Origin of the sequence: Vibrio sp. R78045 (genome assembly GCF_042466085.1) — a bacterium.
Taxonomy (GTDB): domain Bacteria; phylum Pseudomonadota; class Gammaproteobacteria; order Enterobacterales; family Vibrionaceae; genus Vibrio; species Vibrio cyclitrophicus.
The window spans coordinates 335,286-359,824 of sequence record NZ_JAXHBS010000018.1 but is presented as its reverse complement, the minus strand read 5'-3'; the positions used below and the strand labels follow the sequence as shown (position 1 = coordinate 359,824).

Genomic DNA, 24,539 nt, shown 5'->3' with positions numbered 1-24,539 from the left:
AACTGATCTCCAAAATGTAATATAGCCAAAAAGAAAGGGCTGCAAATTAATGCAGCCCTTTAAGTTGATATTCGGTGGCGTTCTAAACGGTTTACGCGGCTTTAATATGAGTCGTAATATACGGCTGCCATGCTTGCTGGTAAAGCTCTAGAGATTGGCGTCTAAGGCTATTAATTTGCGCCGCCTCGATATCGTTGATTGGACGTTTTTCTGCAATGGCATGACGCTCAATACCTTGAATGATTTCATACAGTTCGTGTTCAGGACCGCTTTTCACATCTGCAATTGCTTTAAGGTGAAGTTGAACTTCAGCAATGATGTTGGTCTTTGGCAGACGAACCAATAGGTTAAGGTCACGGTAGCCAGAATCAGCAGGAGATTTGAATTTGTTTTTCAATTTGACAACATCTGCTTCACGGCTCAGCGCTTCGTAGACTTCAACCAAGCTCTCTACATCGTTTGCGATGATAGTGGCACGAGCTAAGTCGGTAATTCTTGTGACGTCGCCATCCAGTTCCAATTCGATTTTCTCTTCCGCACGAGCTTGAGATTTAACGCCAGAAAATAGCGCCTCAGAATTCGTTAGTAGGGCAGTACTTTTACAAATAGTTTCTAGCTCGGCTTGGCCTTGGTGTGCTTTGCTGTACAGAATGTCGAAGTCGGTGTAGGGCTGAGTCGGACGCGAGTCGAATGCTTTGATACCGTATAGGCCGCTTAGGCTGTGACGGAATACGTTTGACGATACTTGATTTTGCGCAGGTGTGCGCGTTTGATCGGTTGAACTTGTTGAAACAGGTGCTGCTGCGAATGCAGGCGCTCGGCTCAATACTAAAAGCATTAGGGCCGTCGTACGGAGAAATACACTCATTCAAACTCCAAAATACAAGGTTACAAAAACGGGTAGTCAAAAGGGGTAACCAGTAACGCATAAGAGTAAAAATAGCTTAACTAAACTCACTATATATTAAATGGGGCTAGCTAAGGCAGAAACCAACTCTAACGTTTAATATTGCTTTAAAATGTGAACATATAGACAAATAATTCAAGCATTTGTTCCTCGGTTTTAAGAATTTTGAACTCAGCCAGTGTTTAACTTTTAGTGAGACCAACGATGAACTTTAAACCAAGGTAAGGTTGCTCTTACCTCTCTATACTGTACCCTTGCATTATGACTGTTTAACATGAACGAAAGATGAATAATCCTGAATTTTGGCACAATAAATGGGCAGCCAACCAAATAGGCTTCCACCTTGAAGATGTAAACCCACTTCTGATTGAATTTTGGGAAAAGACGGAACCTAGCTACGAGAAGAGTGTGTTCGTGCCTCTATGTGGTAAGAGTGAAGATCTGATTTGGTTAGCGACGAAGCATGAAGATGTTCAAGGTGTCGAATTAAGCCAGATTGCGGTTCGCGCATTTTTTGCAGAGCATCTTTACACGCCGACTGTGACTCAAATTAGTGGTCAGCATGAGCTTTATCAATTCGATGAACTTAATATTTATACGGGTGATTATTTCTCAGCACCGATTCAGCCTGTAGACATTATCTATGATCGTGCCTCTTTGGTAGCTTTACCTGCTGACATGCGTGTGCAGTATGTAGAGTGCTTGAAGCAACGGTTAAAGCCGGGCGGCAAGATCTTACTTGTGACATTAGATTACGCTCAGAACGAGATGGCAGGACCTCCGTTTAGCGTACCTAAGTTAGAGATCGAACAGTTGTTCTCAGGTTATAAGATCACACTGTTGAATCAAGATATCGCAGACGATGAACATCCTAAGGTTGCCAAGAAAGGCTTATCTCGATTTAGTGAAGAAGTGTATTTGATTGAGTCTGAATCTTAAACTCAACTAGCTCTCAAGTGAAAAAACTATTTCAATATAAAAAATGATACCAACAAAAAGACGGGCTTAGTAGCCCGTCTTTTTTATTGTTCAGATTTGAAGTTGTGATTGTTGAGAATTAAATAGCTGTCTAGTAAATCACTTTTACTTTTGAAGCACTCTCAATAGCATCTTCAATCGCTGTTTCAGTGCTCTTACGACGAGTCAACGCCACACCTAGACGACGGCGACCATCGATGTCAGGCTTACCAAACAAACGAACTTGCGTTTGTGGTGCGTCTAGCGCCTCTGTAAGACCTTCGAAACGAATGTTGTTTGAAGTGCCTTGGCCTAAGATAACGGCAGATGCACACGGACCATATTGAGTAATTGACTTAATCGGCATGCCAGTAAATGCGCGAACGTGTAGCGCGAATTCAGAGGAATCTTGAGACATTAAAGTCACTAAGCCAGTATCGTGTGGGCGAGGGGATACTTCGTTGAAGATAACATGGTCGCCTTTAACGAACAGTTCCACACCAAAGATACCGTGACCGCCCAGTGCGTTAACGACTTGCTCTGCAGTGTATTGCGCCGCTTTTAGTGCGTTGTCTGACATTAATTGCGGTTGCCATGATTCACGGTAATCACCGTCTTCTTGGCGGTGACCGATAGGCGCGCAGAAATGAACACCATCAACAGCACGAACAGTCAGCAGCGTGATTTCGTAATCAAAATCGATAAAGCCTTCAACGATCACACGACCAGCGCCAGTGCGACCACCTTCTTGTGCGTAATCCCAAGACTTTTGAATATCGTCTTGTGTTTTAATAACGCTTTGGCCTTTGCCTGATGAACTCATAACAGGCTTAACCACACAAGGCATACCTACGAATTCTACCGCTGCTGAGAAATCTTCAAATGTGTCCGCGAAGCGATATGGAGATGTGCTCAGTTTTAACTCTTCAGCCGCTAGACGACGGATACCTTCTCGGTTCATCGTCAACTTAGTCGCGTTCGCTGTGGGAACGACATTTAGGCCTTGCGCTTCCATCTCTACCAGCTTGCTGGTGGCAATAGCTTCGATTTCTGGAACCACATAATCTGGTTTTTCTAGTTCAATGACAGCTTGCAGTGCATCGCTGTCCAACATGTCTAATACATGGCTACGATGTGCAACTTGCATAGCCGGTGCATCAGCGTAACGGTCACATGCAATAACTTCCAAACCTAAACGTTGGCACTCGATAGCAACTTCTTTACCCAGTTCACCTGAACCTAATAGAAGTACACGAGTAGCATTTTCACGAGTAGCGGTACCAAACATAGAAATTCCTTCCGATCTTTTGAACGATTGATTTAAACGGGGTGATCATACTTATTTAAAGGATAAAAGCAAACGTTTGCGCGGGTTGTCGCATGAATTTGAAGTATAAAAAAAGCAGCTCTATAAAATAGGGCTGCTTATTTAAAATATTGTTAACCAGATGTACTTAGATTGCTAAGTAAGTAACTGGAATGTCAGGGTTAATCGCCTCTAACGTAGACTGAGTATCGGCTAGGTGACTGATGCTACCATCGGCAATTTCAACTAAGGCAGCGTTTTCGATCTGCTCGAAATCGAAGCCAGCCAGTTTAAGTTGAACAAGCGCGACTTGTAATGGCGGTAGGCTAGGGTTGAATGCCGCGTTTTCTGCGTATGCACCTGTAAAGATTTCACCTGTTGTCAGTTGTAGCGAGACGCCACTTAGGTTCTTTGTGTAGGGAGCATGGCTACGGTTTAATGCTGTTAGTGCGCTTACCACAACAGGGCTCGTTTCTTCTGACGTGTACTGGTGATCCAGCTTAGTCATTAGGCCAGTTGTGATGCCCAAATCAGCAGGGCCGAAAGAGTCAGGTAGGTATTCTTGCAGTGACATTTCATCACGCTGTGGTAATTGAACTTTAAGTTCTTTTGCCGTTGTCAGTTCGTTCATGAATTGGCGACAGTGACCACAAGGGCTGAAGTTGATCGTGATATCAGAAAGGCCTTCTTCACCCTTCATCCAAGCGTGGCTGATGGCTGATTGTTCAGCATGAACTGTTTGACCAAGTTGTGCACCTGCAATTTCCAAGTTTGCACCGAAGTACAGGCGACCAGATAGGCCACGCACGATGGCACCAACATAGAAGTCAGAAAGTGGCGCATAAGAGTATGCTGCTGCGATTGGCAGTAAAGCTAGGCGAGCTTCTTTATCAGAAAGGCCGCTTGCATCCAGTAAGCTTTGAAACTGCTCTTTAGAGATAGTGGCGTCAAAGTTGTCTGCTAATACGATGTCACTCAAAAGCGCTTTTATTGATGTTGGAGCACTTTCCAGCGCCAGGGTAATACGACTGTTCATGTTGAATCCTTAATTGACCTTAGGCTTTAATTTTATGCAATACTCAGGATTTTTCTGTGATAGTGATCACCATTGCGCTGTTGTTGTTACATTGGATTGCATAATTAGAGTGAGGTCACAGATGAAATCGATTGCAAGGACAAAAACTACCCTTGATCTCTCATTTGTTGTCTGAAATCGGGGTATGTTTAGCTAAAAATTGCTGAACAAATGAGAACAAAAAGCCCAAACAGACACTGAAATGCTCAGAGTTTCGCTTGGGCTTATTGGATGTTTTTAAAGCTTAAGTCCCAATCTATGAATCTATTAGCTTGAGCTGTAGCCATTAACTGAAGTTGTAGATCATTAACGTTAGCTTTTAGTTACTAGCTTAAGCATAGATCCAAACCACGATAGAAAATATGGTCGGTGCAATAATCGAGGTAATGACGCCACAAAGTACTAAAGCTAGTGAACTGAATGCAGCATCTTGTGGATTCTTTTCAGCGCAAGTTGCCGTTCCCAACGCATGCGATACTGTGCCCATGGTTAAACCTCGTGCGATAGGGCTCTTGATACCGATCAAATTGTAGATAGGGTAAGCAAAGATTGCCCCGAACAAACCGACAATCAATACCAGAATTGCTGCAATTGCAGCTTCGCCGCCTAAATGGCTTGAGACCTCCATTGCGATCGGTGTGGTGACCGACTTACCCAACAAACTCGCGATCAAACTTAAATCCGCTTTAAAAGCCACGGCGATCAATGCGGTAGTGGTCATCGACATTACACTGCCTAGCGTGCAAGCAAATGTGATGATACGCCAGTTGGATCTGATTTGAGGTAACTGTTCATATAGAGGAAAAGCCAGCGCCACTACCGCAGGTTGGAGCATATAGGTAATCCAAGTATTGTCTGCGTAATAGGTTTCAAAAGGTACTTTGAAAAACAACAGAATTGGAATGATGATACCAATACTGATGAGTAGAGGATTACAAAATGGCGAATTAACTTTTTGGCTTACCCAACGAGCAAACAAGAAAACCACAATGGTCAGTAGAATCCACATGATTATTTACCTCTCGAAAGCAAGCGGTCTAAGAACCATGATAAGGAAACTAACACGATTAAGGTTCCGCCAACGGCGCTTGCCATAATTGGTAAAGCATTGGCGATAAGCATGTCAAAATGATCCATGAGCCCGACACTAATAGGGACAAACAATAAGATCATCAAACGGATAATCAAGCTTGCACCAGGCTGAACCCAATGCTCAGGGACAATACCAATCACCATAGCGGTAAACAGAATCAACATGCCAAAAATACTGCCAGGAATTGAGGTGTCTAATAAATGCTGTAACGCGTTACCTGCTGTGAGTGCACCTATGATTAAGGTGAAGGAGATTAAGCAGTACACGAGTTTGATCAATCTTTCTTTCAAAGTGTCACATCTCTTGATAATGGAATTAGCTCGCTAGCTTTTCTACGTATTGATAAACCGCTTTCAAGATAGCCATTTTCTTCTCGTCACTTTCATGCTCGTGTGCGAGGTTTTCTAGGTTCAGCATGTACTCTTCTAAGCGACTTTCGTAAAACTCTCGACAGTGGTTAGCCCATTTCAGTTGTTCCGCTTCGTCTAACGTCCACGGGAAATGACGAGCACGGTAACGGAACAACAAAGGTTTAATACGTTCGTCACCAAAAGTGATGTCTAAAGCAGCCAAATTATTTGGGTCAGTTTGACGAATGATGTCCATTGCGGTTTTGTCGCCTGGCGAGAAGAAGCCGTCATACAGATGAGTGTCTACGTCATCACTTTTCTCGTATTCGCGTTCTTGTGAATACAAACCGATCAGTTTTTCGCGGATCTCTGGGTGTTCGCGTAATAGCGCTAAGTTCTTTAAGCACTGTTGGCGATCGATACCTATCGTTTCCGCATTTTCAGCCGTCAGAGTTTTGGCGGGTGCGAGAATAGGGCACTTGTTCAGTTGAACCAATTTGATGGGTACGGGTAACTCGTCTTCACCAAGTTCACTGCGTTTAGTGTAGAGCCTTTCACGGAGGGCGTCGGAATCAAGCTCCAGCAGCGGGCTAGGATCTTTGGCTAAGTCGACTACGATAACCGCATTTTGGTTGGTTGGGTGCCAAGCCATCGGCACAATCCAACTCGTGTAATTACAATCACGACCAAACATGCCTGAAACGTGCATTAAAGGCGTCATGTTTACAATGTCAACTAACTCATTCAATTTGCGTTTGTGACGCATGCTGTAAAGGTAATCAAACATTTTAGGCTGTGCAGCCTTCAACTTCTTTGCTAATTCAATGGTAGCAATAACATCGGCCATCGCATCGTGCGCGTTTTCGTGTTCAATGCCATTTGCCACTGACAAATGTTCCAGTTTGAAGCTTGGGTAACCTTCTTCATTCTCTGGCCAAACAATACCTTCAGGGCGAAGTGCATGTACCGCGCGCATCACGTCGAGTAGATCCCAACGAGAGTTGCCGTTCTGCCAGCTCCATGCATATGGATCGATGAAATTACGGTAACAGGTATAGCGTGTTACTTCGTCGTCGAATCGAATGCTGTTGTAGCCAAGGCTAGTTGTGTTCGGCTTAGCAAGCTCTGCGTGGATCTTCGCGATAAATTCAGGTTCAGGTAAGCCTTGAGACATCGCTTTTTGAGGTGTAATGCGAGTAATGAGTGCAGCTTCCGGCGCTGGTAAGTAATCAGCAGGAGGTTGGCAATAGATGACCAATGGCTCTCCGATAACGTTGAAATCTTGGTCGGTACGAACACCGGCGAACTGACTCGGGCGATCTTTCGCTGGGCTGACGCCCCACGTTTCGTAATCGAAAAAGAAATAGGTTGGCTGATTATCTGAACTCATTGAATTTCCTGAACAGTAAGCGAAGACCGTCTACTGTGGCTGAAGGTTAGTTTTGTTCAGTATCTGACAGGATGCGGTACGCGTGCAACCCAGATCACAAATAAATTACAGTAAAACGTTGCATTCGTATTCGATCACGTCGCTGTACTGAGTTTTGAGTTCAATTTTGGTCATTTATTAACACGTAAATCCGCTCGCTGTTGACCTGATGCTAGCTACTTATCTATTACGAACAGTGTGCTTAAGTTGAAAACCAAGCATTAGGAATCTGGAGAAAGTGTTGAAAGTAGGGGAACCCAATTTGCTTTGGATCTTGCTTACAGCGAACAAAACTTATAATTAATGCTGCTATTGCGTTAATCCGCAGCTCAAGCTTGTGATATTGGCAGGAAATGGCACCAACAAACAATGATCTTAGTTCAACTAGAAAGTAGGCATTGACGTCTATTAGTTTGTCTCTTCGAATGACTCCATCTGGATACTCAAATTTATAACCAATATTTTCACTGCCAGTCTTTTATATAACGATATATTTCAATTTTATTACAAGTATAGGTTTAATGTGCACTTGTTTCATTGTTGAGACTTTATTGCAGAACGGTGATCTATAAAATTAATTAGGACAGTCAATTAGTTTTATTAGTATTAATTAATTTTTTGTTACTGAAAATTCCTAGTGATTTATAAGGTATCAAATTAACTTTTATAAAATTAATAGTCTGTAGAGGTTAGGGAGTTAAATGTAAAACGAGTTTTATATATGATTAACACAAATACTCTAATATCAGTAATTTCACTAATGTTATTTATATCAATTTGCGTGATCTTATTCTCACTGTTCCTCATTTGTTTATAAATAAGTGTCAATGTTTACGCTTTCTAAATAGGATTAGATGTTACTTAATTGTTAACTTTATTAATGGTTAAGTGACTCTGAAAATAAGTCAATTTTATATAAAGGATTAAAAAAATGAACAAAGTTTTTAAGGTTGTTGCTGTATCTGCACTTTCTATCTCTTCTGCGAACGTTTTCGCGGTAAGTGACACTTTTGATGCAACACTCGAAGTAAAACAAGCAATTACAATGATAAAAACAAGTGATCTTGATTTTGGTGTCATCACTTCAGATAACACAACGGATGTTGTTATTGCTCAAGCAGATGCAGGGGCGGCAGCGTTTACTCTTTCTGGAGAGTCTGGTGATGCAGTGACCGTTAGTATTTCTGATACAAACTTGGCTAACGGTGCAAATACAATCGCAGCTGAATTTGACTTTAATAATGCAATCACTCTAACCGGTGGTTCTGCGGATCTTAAAATTGGCGGTACAGCTCGTACTTCAAGTGCGACATTAGTTGCTGGTACTTATACTGCAAACGTTGCAGTTGATGTAACTTACCAGTAATTATATAAAACAAGTCTAATACTTACGGCTGTTACTTATCAGCCGTTTTTACTATGAACTTTTTTTTAAAATACGTTGCCTGTATTGGCCTAATTATTTATTCAAGTCCATTTCATGCTTTAGAAATTATTCCTGAAAATATGGAAGTGAAATTTCCGGGTATGTATATCTCTGGATCAGGACAAAATGCAGATGCAAATCCAGCCAATGGTCAGGTCTATGTGGTGCGTTTTTACGCTGAAGGAGAACCAGGCAAGAAAATTGTGGTATCTCTCCCGTCTAAACAATACCTCAATCACTCACGTAAATCTAAACGTCTCCGTATTCGAAAGTTTTATTTTGGTTGTGGTTTATCAAAACGAGGTAGAGCAAAAATCCAAAGTAACGGAAGAAGCAAATTACTGTGTATTGGTGCAAAAGTGAAAATTGGCGCTAATCATCCTGCTGGCATTTACACCAGTACTATCCCTTTTGAGGTTAATTATAAATGAAGTTGTTCATCTCATGTGTCCTCGGCTTACTCTTCTCGTCTCAAGCTCATGCCCAACTCCTTATCGCGCCAACTCGTTTTGTTTTAGATGCTGATACATCTGTGACGGAAAAAATCGTGGTTGAAAACAATTCTGATCAACCCATTCGTCTTGAGATTAAACCGATCTATCGTCCAATTAAGGCCACTGGCTTGGTACGAACCGATGCAAACGTGACGGAGTCTGAAAATATCGCCAATTGGATCAAGGTGTCACCACCTATTATTCGAGAGCTAAAACCTAATCAAAGACGTACAGTTCGTCTGCGTATGAACGCGCTTCCTGATGATATGCCTGACGGCGAGTACCGTGCTTACTTGTGGTTTTCTCCTATCGCAAAGGCGAAAGAGTTATCTGAATTGGATTTGTCGGCTAAGGGCCAATCCAATAATGGGTCAGCATTCCAGCTTAACTTTCACATAAACAGCTACGTGCCTGTTTATGTGCAGAAAGGTAAGCAGATACAAGACGTAAAGTTTACTTGTGAAAACCAGAGCCTTACCATTCGCAACGATGGTAACTTTCAGTTCAATGCTAAGTTGAATGTCGATGATCACAGCGAAAAATTGGTGTTGCTGCGTAATGCTGAGCTAACGAAATCTTTCCCTATAGGATCCAAGGTGTCTTTGCTTCAAGACGATCAGTCGCTGCACGAATGCATTTTGTAATGTTTGCATTCTTGGTGCCGCGTATGCTGTTAACGTCTGTGTTTGTGACATTTGTGTTTTTGGCATTTGTGCGGTTGATATCGTTCCAACCAGATCCTGTGTCGTAATAGCGAATCGTGTAAAACAGAATGTTCAAACACATGGTCTGGCAAGTTCTCTTGTCGCTCTCTTTATTCTTGTCTTTGTTACCTTTAGGTGCACAGTCATCACCTAGTGATGATGCAAGCGAACTTTACCCCGCGCACATTGAAGTTCGAGTCGGGAGAGTGGGTGACAGTTTTTATCGCGTAATGATGGATGACTACGAAGAGCCGTTTATCTCGATCTCCAATGCGGCCTTTTATTTGTTAGAAATGAATGGCCAGTGTGATGAAAGCGGGTACTGTGAAATCTACTTACCGCAAGATGTAGGAAGAGAATCACCGCCTTATATCGTGGATACCCAACAAGCCATCTGTTATCGAGATGACAATAATATCCAGACGATCAAATACGAAGTGATTGACTCGAAAACCTATATACATTGGTACAGTTTACAAGCCTGTATCCCTGCTAAAATCCGTTGGGACATTGATGATTATCGCCTTACTGTTACTCCTGAATTCAGTTCACTGACTGAGCTCGAAGCTGTCATCTCTAAGATAAAGAGCGAGTCTCGACAAAAAGCAGAAGCCTTAAAACAGGTTGGTAATATCCCTGCTATTGAACCACTGGCTAGTGTGGGGTTAGCGGCTCGATTTGCTACCTCTGTTTATCAGGACAGTGAGACAGGCACCGACGTTTACGCTATCTCTGACACTCTATTAACGACTGAACATTCCTTGTCGCGGTTATCAATCGATACTCGCGAAGATAACCCTGTCGTTTATTACAATATCGCGGTAGAAGCGCATGACGGCGAAGGGTCATTAGAAGTAGGGCATGTGCTGTTAGATGGCAGTGTTTTTACCGTTAATCAAACCCTAGAAGATGGTCTTTACTACACCAATAGAAAGCGTCAGTTGGAGTTTGGTAACCTGCAATTAGAGCGTACGACTGAACCGAATATCAGTATCGATGTACTGGTAAACGGAATTTATCAAAACACCTATCGCTCTGATGAATTTGGACGTTTTGTTGTCGAAGAAGACAATATTTCCCCTGGCGACACTATTAAGTTCCGCTATTACTTGTCCAAAGGTGTGTGGAGAGAAGAAGAGATTACGGTCGCGGGTTTAGAAGATGCATTCTTGCCTAGTAATGAGTGGGGCGTTGAAGTGGTTGGTAACGAAGGGGCCGACCGAGCGGGTGCAGTGTCACTGGAATATGGTTTGGCTGATTACTTCACGGTGGGCAGTGCTTTTATTAGGCAAGATGGAAAAGATCTTATCGGCTTGCAGGGGCGATACTTACCAACACATTGGTTTGCGGGCCATATTGGTTGGCTGCCGGACTTTAATCGTTTTCCAATGGAGTTTGATGTTTTGCTGGGCAGCGACCAGTCTGCCTCTATTGAACTCAATAAAACTGACGAGTTGGACTTGGAGTCGATGGAATACGATGTGTTCAAATATAATCTGTCTCTTGCCAACATTACGGCATTTCTAACAGTGAGAAACGACGAAGATGAATTGAGTGTTGAGCCGAAACTGAATTCCAAGGTCTCGCGCAATCTGTTTCTGTCATATTCAGGTGATTATCGCTACACCAAGGCTTCTCATCAAGATGACTATTTACACACCATTGGTTTGGCCAAAAGTGGTTTTTCAGACACGTCGTGGAATGTGTCAGGAACGGTCAATGGGTCTGGTCACCATGAACGCACGGAACTCTCTCTAAGGAATGCCTGCAAAGAATGTGTATTGGATCCGCTTAATGTTTTCCAAGAACTCACCACTAACGTATCAGCCCGGTATCAAAAGCAGGATATCTCGTTTACGGCTTCGGTAGAAGCACGTGTGAATCCTTATTTCGTGTTCAAGTTAGAAGGAAATGAAGACAGATACGGCGTAGAAATGACCACTGAATTTGGCGCGAAAACCTATTTTGATGAGAACATCGGAGAGTTTGTTGAGTGGAATAAGTACAATCATTCAAAGCTAACTGGGATTGTTTACGATCACCACAAACAGCCCATACAAGGGGTAAGCCTACAAATCTTGGATCAACGAGCAGTCAGTGACGCAAAAGGCCGATTTGAATTCACCAGCGTCCCAGCCAGAGATAGTCTACCTATCTACATAGATGAGGGAGCGCTTGACTTGAACCTAACGCCAATACAAAACCCTGTAATTGTGAATACCAAACAGGTAGGCCTGACTCATGCACACATTGAAATGGTGGTATCATTTGGTGTCGATGGCACAGTAGAAGGCGACATAGAAAACAATGCTTATCTGCACTTTAAACACATTCAGAAAGGCACTGAGTATTCGAGCGAAATTGAGAGTGATGGCTTTTACATGGTAGAGGGGCTCATCGCGGGCAAATACATTGTGACTTTAGAAATGGGAGACAAGCGATACGTGCAAGGCGCCGACTTGAACGGAGATTTCTGGGTAAGTGACCTCACATTCAACCTAATTGATTTTCATAAGGTGTACTAAATCCGATCGCTTTGATTAGTCTGAAGGAGGTGAGAGTATCAATTGGATTTTTTGTTTCATGGTCAACTTTCGGCTCCTCAAATCTTTGAATATAACCTTCCATTCTTGAAAGGTAACCACTATCGGGTTAAAACTGTTTACTGGTTTAGTGACGCCGTAACGTACAGTTTCAACTTCAGGTTCGAACGTACTAAACAACTTATCCCAAATGATCAAAACGCCAGCGTAGTTCTTATCGATGTATTGCGGGTTTTTGCCGTGATGTACTCGATGATGCGAAGGGGTGTTAAAGATGTATTCAAGTGGCCCCAAGCTTCGTATCCATTGTGTATGGACGAAGAACTGCAAACCTAAATTCAGAAGCACCACAAAGATCACCCATCTAGGGTCGAAACCTATGATGACGAGCGGTACCCAAAATAGCCACATGCCTGCGAATGGGTACATCAAACTCTGACGAAAAGCTGTGCTAAAGTTCATTTTTTCTGAACTGTGGTGTGCGACGTGCGCGGCCCACATCCAGCGAATACGATGACTTGATCTATGGAACCAGTAATAGAAAAAATCTTGTAACACCATCAATACAACAAAACTCAGCACGCCCATCTCAATGTCCATTAAGCGCCAGCCGAATAGCCAAAGATACAGCTGAACCACGAATAAACCAGTTAATAAGTCGGAGAGTTGATGCATGCCTGCTAACACGAAATTACACATCACTTCTGGCAGTTTGTATTGAGAATTGCTCGGTAATCGGCCTTGTTTCTGACCAATGAAATATTCGGCCAACATACAGATTACGAACAAGGGCGCTAATACTAACAGCAGCCATTCTGGGTGATTGATCAATGAGTCGATGTCCATTCGCTAATCCTTGTGGCGCGATAGTTGTGTAATGTCTGACTGAGTTGATGAATTGGTTTAGCGTATTATTTTTTAGGTAGAGGCTTACCAGCGAGCAAAGTGATCTTCCGTTAGGCCAAGAACGCCATCGAGTTGATGAGTTATGCCGTCGTTGTCTTGAATTGAGCCAGAAAAGTGACCAATGAACTGACGAAAGTTACTCTTTAACAGCCATAAATTGAGCTTTTCGCTGCGGTTATTTAAGGGCGTAAAGATCAGGTTTATACGTCCATCTTGTGATGTTATCTGCCAAGGAAAGTTTGTATCTTGGCGACTAAACGTAAACTGTACCGGGTTAAGTAAGTGTCTGGTTCCATTTACCCACAATACGTTTTCGCAGCCTCCAGTTTCATTGACGCCCGCTGCGAGGTTCAGGCCAATATCAGTGCCATTGGATTGAGTGTTGATGCTTGCCCAGCGCCAACTGGTTTCACGCCTCATGTAGCCTGCTGAAAAGTCATACCCAGCAAGAGCTTGCGTGAGGTTTAATGATGTGCCCTTGATTTGGATGTCGCCGATTATTCGCACAGCATTGTGCTTTTGGGTGTAAGTCCAACCTGAATAACCCGTTGGGCTGCACATCGCCATAGGTAAGCTGTCGATTTTAGGGTCTAAAGTGACATCGGCCTTGATGAGTTTGGTATTCAAGCGAACTCGCCATTGTTTGCCTTTGATATCGAAAGCAATGCTTTGGCCGGCAATGCTTGTCTTTCCTTCAAATGGTGAAGGCGTTACTTGTTTATCAAACCCCAGCGGTCGTAACCATGAACACTCTTCTAGTTTGTTACTCTCGATATCGTACAGGTAACAAAATGCCGAGCCTAAGTAGCGAATATCTGCGATAGCGACACCAATAATGTGTGTGTCGGTGACGATACTGACAAACTGGAATTGCTTGTAGTGGAAGTGCTTCTGCCAAGGAGCTGCTTTTGAATCCATCGAGTTTCGGTAGTCAAAGTTCTCGATGTTCAGGTGCTTTGGGATGCCATCGAAATGCCCAATGAACGGCTGACCATTAGAATCAATCAAACTGTGTGGGGCTGGATTTGTTTTTATCATTGCGATGATTCACATTATTTTAACAATTAAAGCCATTGTGCGATGAGTAGCGTAGAATTGGGAGGTCATATTCGGACAAGAGCACGTTACCAATCACGATTTTGTCAGCAGTGTTGTTGAAGCTGAGTAGTCATGCTTATGGGAATGGGTTAGATATAAGGAGAGACGATTGGAGATTATCGCGGAGTATAAGCCAACCGGACATCGGCATCAGTTGGGCACATTAGATATCGCGCTACTGTTGAATACCTTAGAGCAACGAGGTATCGATATTGAAAAGCTACTCATGGATGTGGGTTTGGAAGCCATGGATTGGCGAGACCCGAATGGAAAGCTGACTTACGCTGATAAACTTGCGTTGTTTAGCGCGGCTAATCAGAGTTTTCCTGACGATGGTCTAGGTCTTTGGTTGGGAGAGCATGCAAGTCTAAGTCACTTTGGTGTGTTGGGTTATGCGCTATCAACCAGTCAAAATGTCGGGGAGGCCATCAAGTCGGGCTTCAAGTATTTGCGCCTGAATGGGCCTATCTTCTCGGTTAAATTGTTTCTAGATTCCGAGCAAGCGGTGATTCAGATTGAGAACACCTTGGAAGTGGGTGATCTCCTTCCTTTCTGTAGTGAGTACTTCTTAAGTTCAATCGTCTCTTTGTTCAAAGAACTGACTGGTCATGAGTTGGATATTCATACTTTGGCTTTGCCTTACGCTCGTCCCAATTACACCAAGCTTTATGACAACCGCTTCCAGTGCCCGGTGATTTTTGAGCAAGACTATTGTGAACTGCGTTTTGATGTCTCGGTTTTATCACAAACCTTATTGACTCATGATGCTGCGACACTGAAGCGCTATCTCGCGTCTTGCCAGTCGATAGTGGAAACGCTGGACTCTGAGCATCTGCTGACTAACCAGATCAAAACGATTTTTTATCAAACTGCAGGCAGTTTCCCGAATATTGAACAACTCGCTGACGAATTTGGGTGTAGCTCTCGCACGCTCAGGCGAGAGCTAGTGACCCATGATTCCAGTTATCAAATATTGCTTACCGAAGTTCGAGTGGAACTCGCTAAAGAACTATTGCTCGGTACAACCATGAGCATTGATGACATCGGTGAAAGGCTCGGTTATAGCGACCCTGCAAACTTCAGAAGGGCGTTTAAAGGTTGGCTCAATAAAACACCTGCGCAGTTTCGTGACGGTTTAAGTTAAAGCGTTACTTGCTAAAAAATTGCTCCCTGAAATCGGATACTTGCTGCTGATAGTAACTGTCCCAATCTTGTTGAGTCCAAGTGGCATAACTTGAGGAACGCTGAGAGTCTAAGGTCGCTTTGAGCTGATCCAGTTGCTCGTGGTAAGTCATCACTGTTTGTTGCTGTTTCGCGATTTGGTGTTCTCTTGCGGTAATGTTGCTGGCTTGCATTTCATCTAAGTAGGTCTCTTGAAGGTCGGCTTTGAGTGAAACTATTTCAGCAGGGCTATAGCTGCTGGGTATCAAAGAGACTGCCAGTTCATATTTTTGAAGCGCTGTCTCGGCGTTTAATGTGCCCGTATTGTTTTGCCATTCACTAAGTAAATATTGATAGTTGGCCAAAAACTGGCTCGCTTCGTTTTCTTTAAGGGTGTTTGCGTCGAGCGTAAAATCTAGATGTGCAAACTGGTCTGCGAATAGCTGGTGGGCCAACTCTCCCCATACTTGCTGTGCAGATTGTTTGAATAGGGCAACACGCTCTTCAAGAGTTTCTATGGATTCGAGCGGAATCGTACTTTCCCTTACTTGCCAATCAGCAGAGAGCTTCGGGTAATCACTCAATAGTTCAAACCATTCTATCGGTAATTCAGATTTCAACTGCGCGAGTTGTTCAGTGCAATTGCCCACTTGTTGGCAAAGCGTCCAAAACTCATCGAGCTCATCAAGCAGCACCTTACCTTCAAGTTCAATTAGGTCTTCTGCATACGCTTTTCCGTGAAGGTTTTCAGCTTGGACTTGTTTTCCTTGCGAAACGGTATTGTCTGAAAAGCTTGCTGTCTTTGATGGGGGACTATTGTCATCAGTCGTTTTAGAAACGTGCTTTTTTGCTTCTGTGTGTTGGACAGAAGATTGCGATGCTTCAATCGATTTTGATGACCATGAATAGCCAACAATGCTCGTCACAGCGACGAGCATTAGGGTTAATATAACTCGATGCATTATCCGTTTACCGCGCTACTTGATGACAGCACTGACAGGGAAGTGGTCTGAAAGGTTGTAGTGCTTCCATAATTCACTGCTTGTAGAGCGAGGAACATCAACGCGGTTATTGTTGTGAGCTTTTTGCGCGTACTCCGAACTCACCACCACGTAATCCAAGTATTCAACATTTTCCCCGCCAGACATAGGTTCGCCAGCAAAGTTATTGATGCGAGGATCAAAGGTTGAAGCGGTATAACCTGAATACTCCGGCTCAGCGGCTTGTAGGTTAGCGAACATCTGCTGGTAGTCGCCTGGGAACTTCAGCTTGTTCACGTTGAAGTCACCACTGTAAATAACCGTTTCTGAAGTTGGTATTTCCAGTGATTGAGCAAGCTGACGCATTTGTTTAAATTGGCGCTGTCGGTAGTCACGAGCCGTGTCCGTATCGAATGATGCCGTGTGAGTGCCAAACACGTGGTAAGCCTGACCATTTTTGATGACTTCAGCGTAATTCACGCCTTTGTCAGCGAAGCAATCTGTGCCTGTACAATCAGGGAACACGTATTGCGCTTCATTGACGATAGGGTAACGGCTCACAATGATCACGCCACCGTCATAGATGTTAATCCCATCTTTATCGAGCATTTTGGTTTGGTACGGGTACTCTTTTGCAAGTTCACGCAAGAATTCATCTCTGCCGTTAGCAAACACCTCTTGTAGCGCCAATACGTCGTAGCCTTTTACATATTGAGGGAGAAGATCGTAGCGGTCACCAATATGCGAAGCGATGGCAGGCAGCGCCCAGATGTTATAGGTCATGACTTTGAGTGCCTTGGCATCCGGATCTGGTTGCTCATCTACTTTGGGTGGGGTGATGGTGTAATAAATATCATCGTAGCGCGCCGTAGAATCGGCTTTAAGTGCAAGCTCTGCATTGACCCCGAATGCATCGGTTGTGCTGCGATGAATATTACGATCGTCATGCAGCGTTAGGTTGACGTCTGCGGCACTTAAACCATGTTGCAGTGTCGAGTTGTACCAATGACCTTTCATGGTTTGGTTGAGCGTGACACTTTCTCCCACAGCGTTCGATACTACAGTGTCAAACTCGTAGGTCTTCCCAGATTTCACACCAGTCCAGCGATTGAAACTGATCAGCTTCTTCGTCTCCCAAGGGCCAATCTGTTCAACATGCTGTTGCCACTCATCACCGAATTGAAGCTGGTCGGTACCTGTGTGATTGGTTTGAATCGTCATTGCTTGGCTAGTGTTATTGGTCAGGTACACATCGGTATCTGCAATAGCCGAGGTTGAAATGAATGAAGCAGATGCAAGTATTGCACTAAGGCAAGCCCATTGAGTTTTCATTTTTACGTTATCCTTACTGATTGGTTCAAAGAATAACGTAGTAAAGAGTTGTGACATTGGAGTTATAACTCTATGGGAATTACCCAAATATTAGATATATGCCATGGTTTTATAAATTATATTACTCATTGAAAATTAACATATTGCTTTGCCTGAATGATAAGTGATACGCGCGCACGCTAAAAAATAAAGGAAGGATTGGGTATGAGGGTAAGTCACTAGTGGGTGTTTTTGTGGAAATCATAGGTCGGTAAATAACCAGAAATGGATGCTGTGAATCACGATAAGGAATAACGCTAACCGCCTTGCTCTACCAGCAAAAATTTTGCCATTGTTCAGTAAACAGATTCCTCAAAAACAGGTATGATAGTGTCGTTTTTAATCCTGAACTGGGAAAGTCATGGCAAAGTTAACACTCCAAGAGCAAATGCTTAAAGCTGGCTTGGTAAATGAGAAAAAATTAAAGAAGGCGAAAAAAGGCTCTAAAAAGTCTCGCGTTCAGTCTCGTGAAGCAAAAGCGGCAGCAGAAGAAACTAAACTGGCGCAGCAAGCGAAAGACAAAGAGCTAAACCAACAGTTGAAAGAACAGCAGTTGAGCAAAGAAATTAAAGCTCAAGTGAAGCAACTGATTGAGATGAACAAGATCGAACAGAAGAACGGTGAGATCAAATACAACTTCACCGACGGTACGCTAGTTAAATATCTTTACGTAGAAGAGCTGACTCAAAAGCAACTAAGTAAAGGCATTCTAAGTATTGCTCGTCAAGGCGAGAGCTATGTTGTTATTCCAACAGCAGTAGCGAACAAGATTGCTATGCGCGACGAAGAATCTATCGTTGATACGCAGGCAGGTAGCACAGATGAAGTAGACGAAGACGACCCGTACAAAGACTTCGTGATCCCAGATGATCTAATGTGGTAATCCGTTTTACCTAGCTCCATTTTAATGGCTAGCTAAGTTTACAGGATCTAAGAATGCAGCGAACAATCACTCGATTGTCGCTGCATTTTTTTTGGCGCGAAATGACTTAAGCAAATGTGGACTAACACTTAATGCTCTGACATGCCGTAAACAAGGCTATCATTGGTACTTGCATGATCGATGAAGTCGGTATTAGCGCGCTGTTCGTGTTGGTCATAGCCATCGAAGTAACAGTCGCCAATTTCATTGCGCGGGCAAACGTGAATGTGGTCTTTAATGACCAGTTCGGTAGAACAGCATGGGCAGTGCTTTACATGTCCAGTGAGTACCGTAGATCGATTTGGTTTCATACATCCTCCTGATAGGCACTGTAATATGATTGCCTATTTGCACCCTAAGTTACGCAAATTAGTGTGTCGTTATGATTTCATTTTTAAGTCAATAAAAAACGATTCGTAGAGTGAATGTTTAGGTATTAATGTAAATGTAAGAGCAAGAAAAAATAAAAGAACTAGGACGAGTAGGCTTGAAAGTAGATCGGCCATATAGTCGACTTTCACTGGTATCACATTTAGCCGAAGAGGTTGAAGTAGAGCTCGCTACGACGAATATGTTGGCCAGATGAAACCAACAAGCCCTAGTGAGCTGTGCATCATTTTATCGACTTAAGCTTTCAAAGTAATTCTGAACAAATTTAACGAACACTTGGTGTTTCTTTGCCGGATAAATAACTTGCGGATAGAACAGGTAAATACTATTGCCTTGTGGCAGACATTCATTAGGCAGCACGCGCTCTAACTCTCCAAGCTCAACCTCTTTCGCAACGTAGTAACTCGCAATACGAATAATACCGCTTCCTACCATGGCTTGTTGCTTAAGTAAGTGATTGTCATTACTTGAAAGCCAACCGGACACATCAATATTTGCTGATTTTAAAGGCCACTCGGTTTGGTGCAGCGTTGCTAAGCATTGATGATCACTTAAGTCACTTACATTGGTTGGACGACCAAATTGATCAAGATAACCGGGCGTAGCGACTAAATCATGCTGATAGCTAATCAAATGTTTTGCCACCATGTTGTCTGGTGGGGTATTGGTGGCACGAAACGCGATATCGATATCATCTTGGTTGAGATTAAAGTTGGTGTAGCTGCTATTTATCTCAAAACGGATCTCTGGATATTGCTGCCTAAACTGTTGGCAGATATCGAATAGATATACCTCAGTAAACATCTTTGGCGCGGTGAGACGCAATAGACCTTTTACGATGTCATGCTGCTCTGAAACGCTACGTTCAAGCTGCAACACTTGAGAACGAATCGTTAAGCCTTGTTGTAACGCGCGTACGCCTTCTTGGGTTAAACGAACACTGCGCGTGGTTCTGACCAAAAGAGGGCACTGTAAATCATTCTCTAAACGTTTGATCTGCTCAGAAAGGTAGCTCTTAGAGATACCGAGCTTTTCGGCTGCTTTGGTAAAGTTAAGTTGCTGAGCAAGTTCTACAAATAGGATCAGTCGTTCTATTCTCTTGTGCTCGTTCATGTGTGTATGCCTTCAAAACTGGTTAGTTCCATTGTTCGCCATATAAAACAATCATTTCGTAGATAGCATATTCTGTTTTCTAAAAAGAACAATATGATAGAGGCATATTTATTGGCATCAAATCTTCAAAGCGAGATCAGGTATGACGAACAGCATTGAATCTACAAACAAAACGAATGATAAAAAGAGCATTCCGTTATCAAACTATCTACCGAATGTCGGGCAGGTTGCCTACGGCTGCATGGGATTAGGTGGTGGCTGGAATAATAATCCAGTAACGGCGGCTGATGCAGCGCAAACACGCAGCGTAATCGACACAGCATTAGAGTCAGGAATCAATCTGTTCGACCATGCAGACATTTATACCTTCAGCAAAGCAGAGCAAGCTTTTGGTCAAGCACTGCAACAAGCCCCTGAATTACGTGATCAGATATTCATTCAATCTAAATGTGGTATTCGTTTTGAAGGCGAGGGCAATGTTGGTCGCTATGATTTCTCGGCAGATTGGGTAAGCCAATCGGTAGACGGTATTCTCAACCGATTGAATACAGAAAAGCTCGACGTGTTGCCTTTGCATCGCCCTGATCCGCTCATGGAACTCGATGAGTTGGCAAGAATGCTTGAGAACCTGAAAGCTCAGGGAAAGGTCGATTTCTTCGGTGTCTCTAACATGAACAGCCACCAAATTCAGTACCTGCAATCTGCGCTTGGGCAACCCATTGTCGCAAACCAAATTGAGATGAGTTTAGCTAAATTGGATTGGTTGAATGATGGTGTGATGATCAACTCGCAAGGTCACCATCAATCTGATTTTGCTGCAGGTACACTTGAGCATTGCCAAATGAAGGGGATTCAATTACAAGCGTGGGGCTGCTTGGCGCAAGGTCGATTTGCTGAGCAAGGTTTGTATTCAGAACATGACAACGTGAAAAAGACCGCGCATTACGTAGCTCAGTTAGCGAACCAATATGGCGTAGAAAGTGAAGCGATTGTGTTGGCATTTTTGCTTCGTCATCCCTCAAGTATTCAGCCTGTTATTGGCACGACTAATTTAGAGCGAATCAAAGCTTCGGCAGTAGCGACTCAGATAAATCTGTCTCGTGAAGAGTGGTACAACTTATACGTGTATTCGCGTGGTCAAGCACTGCCTTAAGGAATGAGTATGTTGAATCAAAAGCTCGTAAAGCAATTGATGTCTAGCGCTCTCAACATTGCAGAGCATAATCAACAAGCAATCGCGGTGAGCGTGTGTGATACGCATGGTGAGTTACTGGCGTTTATTCGCACGGATAATGTGAGTGTACAAGCCGGATTGTTAGCACAGAACAAAGCTTACACGTCTGCAAGAGACAGGCAGCCAAGCGGTAACTTAGGCGCTTGGGCGAGAGAAACTGGTAAAGACTTAAGTTACTGGACCGACCCAAAGATCACTGGCTTTAAAGGTGGTGTTCCCATTGAGATAAAGGGGCAGGTGATTGGCGCTATTGGTATCAGTGGATTGAGTGAAGATGACGATGAAGCACTGGCTGAGAAAGTGATTCAGTTGTTGCTTTAAGTTCGGCCGTTTACAAAGTGACTCTGATAAAAGACAGATAATAAAAAACCGATGCGTGGGCATCGGTTTTTTGTTTAACGAGACTCAAGTTAATGAATCAATCGAACCTATTAAGCGTTCGCTTGTTCCAGATCTTGTTGCTTGTCCTTCTTACCTAATAGGCGGCTGGTGATTGTACCGGCTGTCATTGCACCAGATACGTTAAGCGCTGTACGTGCCATATCGATAAGTGGCTCGATAGAGATAAGCAGTGCCGCGATAGTTACAGGAAGGCCCATCGCTGGTAGTACGATAAGCGCCGCGAACGTTGCACCGCCACCCACACCCGCGATACCGAATGAGCTCACCGTAATAATCGCAATCAGAGACAGAATGAAGTTGATGTCCATTGGGTCGATGCCGACTGTTGGCGCAACCATTACTGCTAGCATTGCAGGGTAAATACCCGCACAACCATTCTGTCCAATCGTCGCGCCGAACGTTGCAGACAGGTTAGCAATCGCTGGTGGCACATTTAGCTTAGTGATTTGAGCATCAACGTTAAGTGGAATCGTTGCAGCAGAACTACGTGATGTGAAAGCGAACGTTAGTACTGGCCAGATTTTTTGGAAGTACTCCTTCGGGTTTACGCCAACAAAAGAAACCAACACACCGTGGACAACAAACATCAGGATGATTGCGACGTAAGAAGCAACGATGAAGCCCAGTAAGCTTAGGATGTCAGAAGCGCTTGATGTTGCTACAACTTTCGCCATTAACGCAGCGATGCCGTATGGCGTGAGTGCCATAATCATCTTAACTAAGCGCATAACGATAGATTGCGCAGCGTCAACGAAAGTACGGATCGGTGATTCTAGCTCTTCTTTCTCAGCCATTACTTTACGAGCAGCAATACCTGTTAGAACGCCGAAGATAACAACCGCAATGATAGACGTAGAGCGAGCGCCCGTTAGATCTGCAAACGGGTTAGTCGGAATGAAACTAACCAGCATTTGTGGAATAGTTAGGTCTGAAACACTTCCCATGCGGCTTTCTAGTGTTGCAATACGAGCTGTCTCACGAGCACCTTCTGTTAAGCCTTCAGCCGAAAGGCCGAATGCTTGAGCGACCGCAATACCCACAATCGCAGAAATCGCTGTTGTTGCTAACAATACAGAGATCGTGATACCAGATATCTTGCCTAGCGAACCGCCTTTTTCAAGTTTCACGACTGCCGCAATCATTGAAACCAATACCAATGGCATGATCACCATTTTCAGTAGGCCAACGTAACCGCGACCAACAATGTTTACCCAGTCTAAAGTTTCTTTGATTACCGGATTACCTTCGCCAAATAGAAGCTGAAGGCCAAGACCAAAAGCACTACCGAAGACTAAACCGAATAGAACTAAACGCGATAACGTGTTTTCTTTTCTTTGTTGTCCGTAGAGAAAAAAGAGGATACCCGTGAATACCGCTAATGCAGCGATAGCTGAAAATGACATTTGCTTTCCTTATGAATAGCTCTAAATCGATTAGGCACCTGGATGTATAGGTGCAAGTACTGCCGCTAAAATAACGTTCTGTTATAAAACGTAAAATAAGGAAAAGTAATTTAATAGAACAATTAGTAATATCCACCTAATAAGATGAGTGGATATTCAACATTGTGGTGAATAGGTGAGCTTTTTAGCGATATTTTGCCAATAAATTGAGCATGTTACTTGACGAGTAAATTTCTACATTTTGGAAGTTATTTTCGAATAATCTGAACAACATGGCTTGAGCAACATCTTTCGATTGAATAGGGCGCAGGTTTTTGAACTTACCAAACATAAAGGGAGAGAGGAGAGGGAAAACACGTTGCAGAAGCTTTTCGTCAGCTCTGGGTTCATCTCTTTCACCAACAAGTGGCCCTGGACGAGCAATAAATAGTTGTTTAAAACCAATTCGTTTTAAGTTCTGTTCCATTTGCCCTTTGCAACGAAGGTAGTGTGAATAGGAATCAATTGAAGCGCCGTAGCTGGAGACTACTGCGACTCTTTGAACGCCGAGAAATTTCATCGATTGAGCAACCTGGCTGACTAATTCAACATCTACTTTACGTAGCGCTTCTTTTGACCCGGCCTTTTTCTTGGTGGTGCCTAAACAGATAACGCCAAGTGTTGGAGTTGTTTTTGCGTCATCCCAGCTCGTTATCTGCAAGTCACTGTGAATAAGAGTACGGAGTTTTTTGGAACTGAACTGCGAATCTAATGCTCTTCGGGATAAGGCATAGATTTTTTCGACCGCGGGCTCGTCGATAAGTAACGTCATGACATGATGTCCAATTAGCCCAGTTGCTCCAGCCACTACGACCGATGTTTTGTCTCCAGAAATACTCATAGCTATCCTTAACGCTTTGCAAGTGCTTGTTTAATATAAACAGTGTTTGAATTTTAAGCGAACAAAACTTACACAAAACAATGATGGCGGCAAAGTAATCCAGTGATGGTGAAGGGTGACAGGTGTTGGTCACTGGATGTTTGGACATAAAGCACCAAACAGCGAAAAGCCCGCTGGGCAACGGGCTTTTCACTTTCTAGGTGAAGGCTAGTGGGAGTTTCTTCACCTTTTTACTGTTTTTCTTCTTTGATTTAATTGGTTTTTTTTTGCTTTGGTTTACGAACATTACACCTCCTAAATCTTTATCTCTTTCTTTGTGTCTGTTGTTTAGCAGTCGATTTTTGTTTCTTAGTGAGGGCAATCACTTTTGATACTTGTTACCTTATTGCTTAACT

The 24,539-nt window shown here is 43.3% G+C and carries 23 protein-coding genes; 9 read left to right on the top strand and 14 right to left on the bottom strand.

What is annotated here, in order from left to right:
* Positions 1-91: 91 nt before the first annotated feature.
* Positions 92-868, bottom strand: a complete 777-nt coding sequence (locus SJY39_RS23350; RefSeq protein ID WP_010441238.1) for a RelA/SpoT domain-containing protein — start codon at positions 866-868, stop codon at positions 92-94.
* Positions 869-1,192: 324 nt separating this feature from the next.
* On the opposite strand from SJY39_RS23350, the gene SJY39_RS23345 reads away from it, so the two are divergent.
* Complete coding sequence (locus tag SJY39_RS23345; protein ID WP_016768016.1) at positions 1,193-1,846, top strand: thiopurine S-methyltransferase; 654 nt, start codon at positions 1,193-1,195, stop codon at positions 1,844-1,846.
* A 130-nt stretch (positions 1,847-1,976) separates the two neighbouring features.
* On the opposite strand, the gene purT is transcribed toward SJY39_RS23345, so the two are convergent.
* The 5 genes from purT to sbcB all read right to left on the bottom strand — a co-directional run bounded on the left by purT (position 1,977) and on the right by sbcB (position 7,078).
* On the bottom strand, positions 1,977-3,152 hold the full coding sequence (purT, locus tag SJY39_RS23340; RefSeq protein WP_010441234.1) for a formate-dependent phosphoribosylglycinamide formyltransferase: 1,176 nt from the start codon (positions 3,150-3,152) through the stop codon (positions 1,977-1,979).
* 166 nt (positions 3,153-3,318) lie between these two features.
* The gene (gene cdd, locus SJY39_RS23335) at positions 3,319-4,206 is read right to left on the bottom strand and encodes a cytidine deaminase (protein WP_010441232.1); all 888 of its coding nucleotides are present in this window, start codon (positions 4,204-4,206) and stop codon (positions 3,319-3,321) included.
* 370 nt (positions 4,207-4,576) lie between these two features.
* Positions 4,577-5,254, bottom strand: coding sequence for an LrgB family protein (locus tag SJY39_RS23330; RefSeq protein ID WP_010441230.1), 678 nt, complete (start codon positions 5,252-5,254; stop codon positions 4,577-4,579).
* Between the two features lie 2 nt (positions 5,255-5,256).
* Positions 5,257-5,628, bottom strand: a complete 372-nt coding sequence (locus tag SJY39_RS23325; protein ID WP_010441228.1) for a CidA/LrgA family protein — start codon at positions 5,626-5,628, stop codon at positions 5,257-5,259.
* A 25-nt stretch (positions 5,629-5,653) separates the two neighbouring features.
* Entirely contained in the window at positions 5,654-7,078 is a 1,425-nt protein-coding gene (sbcB, locus tag SJY39_RS23320; RefSeq protein ID WP_010441226.1) for an exodeoxyribonuclease I, read from the bottom strand.
* Positions 7,079-8,048: 970 nt separating this feature from the next.
* On the opposite strand from sbcB, the gene SJY39_RS23315 reads away from it, so the two are divergent.
* The 4 genes from SJY39_RS23315 (at position 8,049) to SJY39_RS23300 (ending at position 12,266) form a co-directional block, all read left to right on the top strand.
* Positions 8,049-8,483 carry a DUF4402 domain-containing protein gene (locus SJY39_RS23315; protein WP_010441224.1) on the top strand — a complete coding sequence of 145 codons (435 nt, stop codon included), beginning with the start codon at positions 8,049-8,051 and terminating at the stop codon, positions 8,481-8,483.
* 53 nt (positions 8,484-8,536) lie between these two features.
* Positions 8,537-8,974, top strand: a complete 438-nt coding sequence (locus tag SJY39_RS23310; protein ID WP_016786202.1) for a DUF4402 domain-containing protein — start codon at positions 8,537-8,539, stop codon at positions 8,972-8,974.
* Entirely contained in the window at positions 8,971-9,681 is a 711-nt protein-coding gene (locus SJY39_RS23305) for a molecular chaperone (protein WP_016788744.1), read from the top strand. Before SJY39_RS23310 ends, SJY39_RS23305 begins: the two co-directional genes overlap by 4 nt.
* 128 nt (positions 9,682-9,809) lie before the next feature.
* Positions 9,810-12,266 (top strand): carboxypeptidase-like regulatory domain-containing protein, encoded by a 2,457-nt coding sequence (locus SJY39_RS23300; protein ID WP_016800886.1) that lies wholly within the window; start codon positions 9,810-9,812, stop codon positions 12,264-12,266.
* 15 nt (positions 12,267-12,281) lie between these two features.
* Here the strand turns inward: SJY39_RS23300 and SJY39_RS23295 are convergent, their stop codons facing one another.
* Positions 12,282-13,130 (bottom strand): sterol desaturase family protein, encoded by an 849-nt coding sequence (locus SJY39_RS23295; RefSeq protein WP_016784517.1) that lies wholly within the window; start codon positions 13,128-13,130, stop codon positions 12,282-12,284.
* An 84-nt stretch (positions 13,131-13,214) separates the two neighbouring features.
* Complete coding sequence (locus SJY39_RS23290) at positions 13,215-14,228, bottom strand: DUF2804 domain-containing protein (protein ID WP_065099414.1); 1,014 nt, start codon at positions 14,226-14,228, stop codon at positions 13,215-13,217.
* Positions 14,229-14,397: 169 nt separating this feature from the next.
* On the opposite strand from SJY39_RS23290, the gene SJY39_RS23285 reads away from it, so the two are divergent.
* Positions 14,398-15,432, top strand: a complete 1,035-nt coding sequence (locus SJY39_RS23285; protein ID WP_016800884.1) for an AraC family transcriptional regulator — start codon at positions 14,398-14,400, stop codon at positions 15,430-15,432.
* 4 nt (positions 15,433-15,436) lie between these two features.
* Here SJY39_RS23285 and SJY39_RS23280 read toward each other — a convergent pair whose 3' ends face one another.
* Positions 15,437-16,387 carry a hypothetical protein gene (locus SJY39_RS23280; RefSeq protein ID WP_010441216.1) on the bottom strand — a complete coding sequence of 317 codons (951 nt, stop codon included), beginning with the start codon at positions 16,385-16,387 and terminating at the stop codon, positions 15,437-15,439.
* A gap of 39 nt (positions 16,388-16,426) precedes the next feature.
* On the bottom strand, positions 16,427-17,761 hold the full coding sequence (locus SJY39_RS23275) for a sphingomyelin phosphodiesterase (RefSeq protein ID WP_372275292.1): 1,335 nt from the start codon (positions 17,759-17,761) through the stop codon (positions 16,427-16,429).
* A 400-nt stretch (positions 17,762-18,161) separates the two neighbouring features.
* Here SJY39_RS23275 and SJY39_RS23270 point away from each other — a divergent pair, with 400 nt between their 5' ends.
* On the top strand, positions 18,162-18,683 hold the full coding sequence (locus SJY39_RS23270) for a DUF2058 domain-containing protein (RefSeq protein WP_010441213.1): 522 nt from the start codon (positions 18,162-18,164) through the stop codon (positions 18,681-18,683).
* 128 nt (positions 18,684-18,811) lie between these two features.
* Here SJY39_RS23270 and SJY39_RS23265 read toward each other — a convergent pair whose 3' ends face one another.
* Together SJY39_RS23265 and SJY39_RS23260 are read right to left on the bottom strand one after the other, a co-directional pair.
* On the bottom strand, positions 18,812-19,033 hold the full coding sequence (locus tag SJY39_RS23265) for a hypothetical protein (protein WP_010441212.1): 222 nt from the start codon (positions 19,031-19,033) through the stop codon (positions 18,812-18,814).
* A gap of 307 nt (positions 19,034-19,340) precedes the next feature.
* On the bottom strand, positions 19,341-20,225 hold the full coding sequence (locus SJY39_RS23260) for a LysR family transcriptional regulator (protein ID WP_016768025.1): 885 nt from the start codon (positions 20,223-20,225) through the stop codon (positions 19,341-19,343).
* Positions 20,226-20,367: 142 nt separating this feature from the next.
* On the opposite strand from SJY39_RS23260, the gene SJY39_RS23255 reads away from it, so the two are divergent.
* Both SJY39_RS23255 and SJY39_RS23250 read left to right on the top strand, forming a co-directional pair.
* On the top strand, positions 20,368-21,378 hold the full coding sequence (locus tag SJY39_RS23255; RefSeq protein WP_372275294.1) for an aldo/keto reductase family oxidoreductase: 1,011 nt from the start codon (positions 20,368-20,370) through the stop codon (positions 21,376-21,378).
* A gap of 9 nt (positions 21,379-21,387) precedes the next feature.
* Positions 21,388-21,780, top strand: a complete 393-nt coding sequence (locus tag SJY39_RS23250; protein ID WP_016768027.1) for a heme-binding protein — start codon at positions 21,388-21,390, stop codon at positions 21,778-21,780.
* Positions 21,781-21,890: 110 nt separating this feature from the next.
* Here SJY39_RS23250 and SJY39_RS23245 read toward each other — a convergent pair whose 3' ends face one another.
* Positions 21,891-23,264: an L-cystine transporter gene (locus SJY39_RS23245; RefSeq protein WP_010441208.1), complete on the bottom strand. Its 1,374-nt coding sequence runs from the start codon at positions 23,262-23,264 to the stop codon at positions 21,891-21,893.
* Positions 23,265-23,448: 184 nt separating this feature from the next.
* On the bottom strand, positions 23,449-24,144 hold the full coding sequence (locus tag SJY39_RS23240; protein ID WP_016768028.1) for an NAD-dependent epimerase/dehydratase family protein: 696 nt from the start codon (positions 24,142-24,144) through the stop codon (positions 23,449-23,451).
* Positions 24,145-24,539 lie beyond the last annotated feature (395 nt).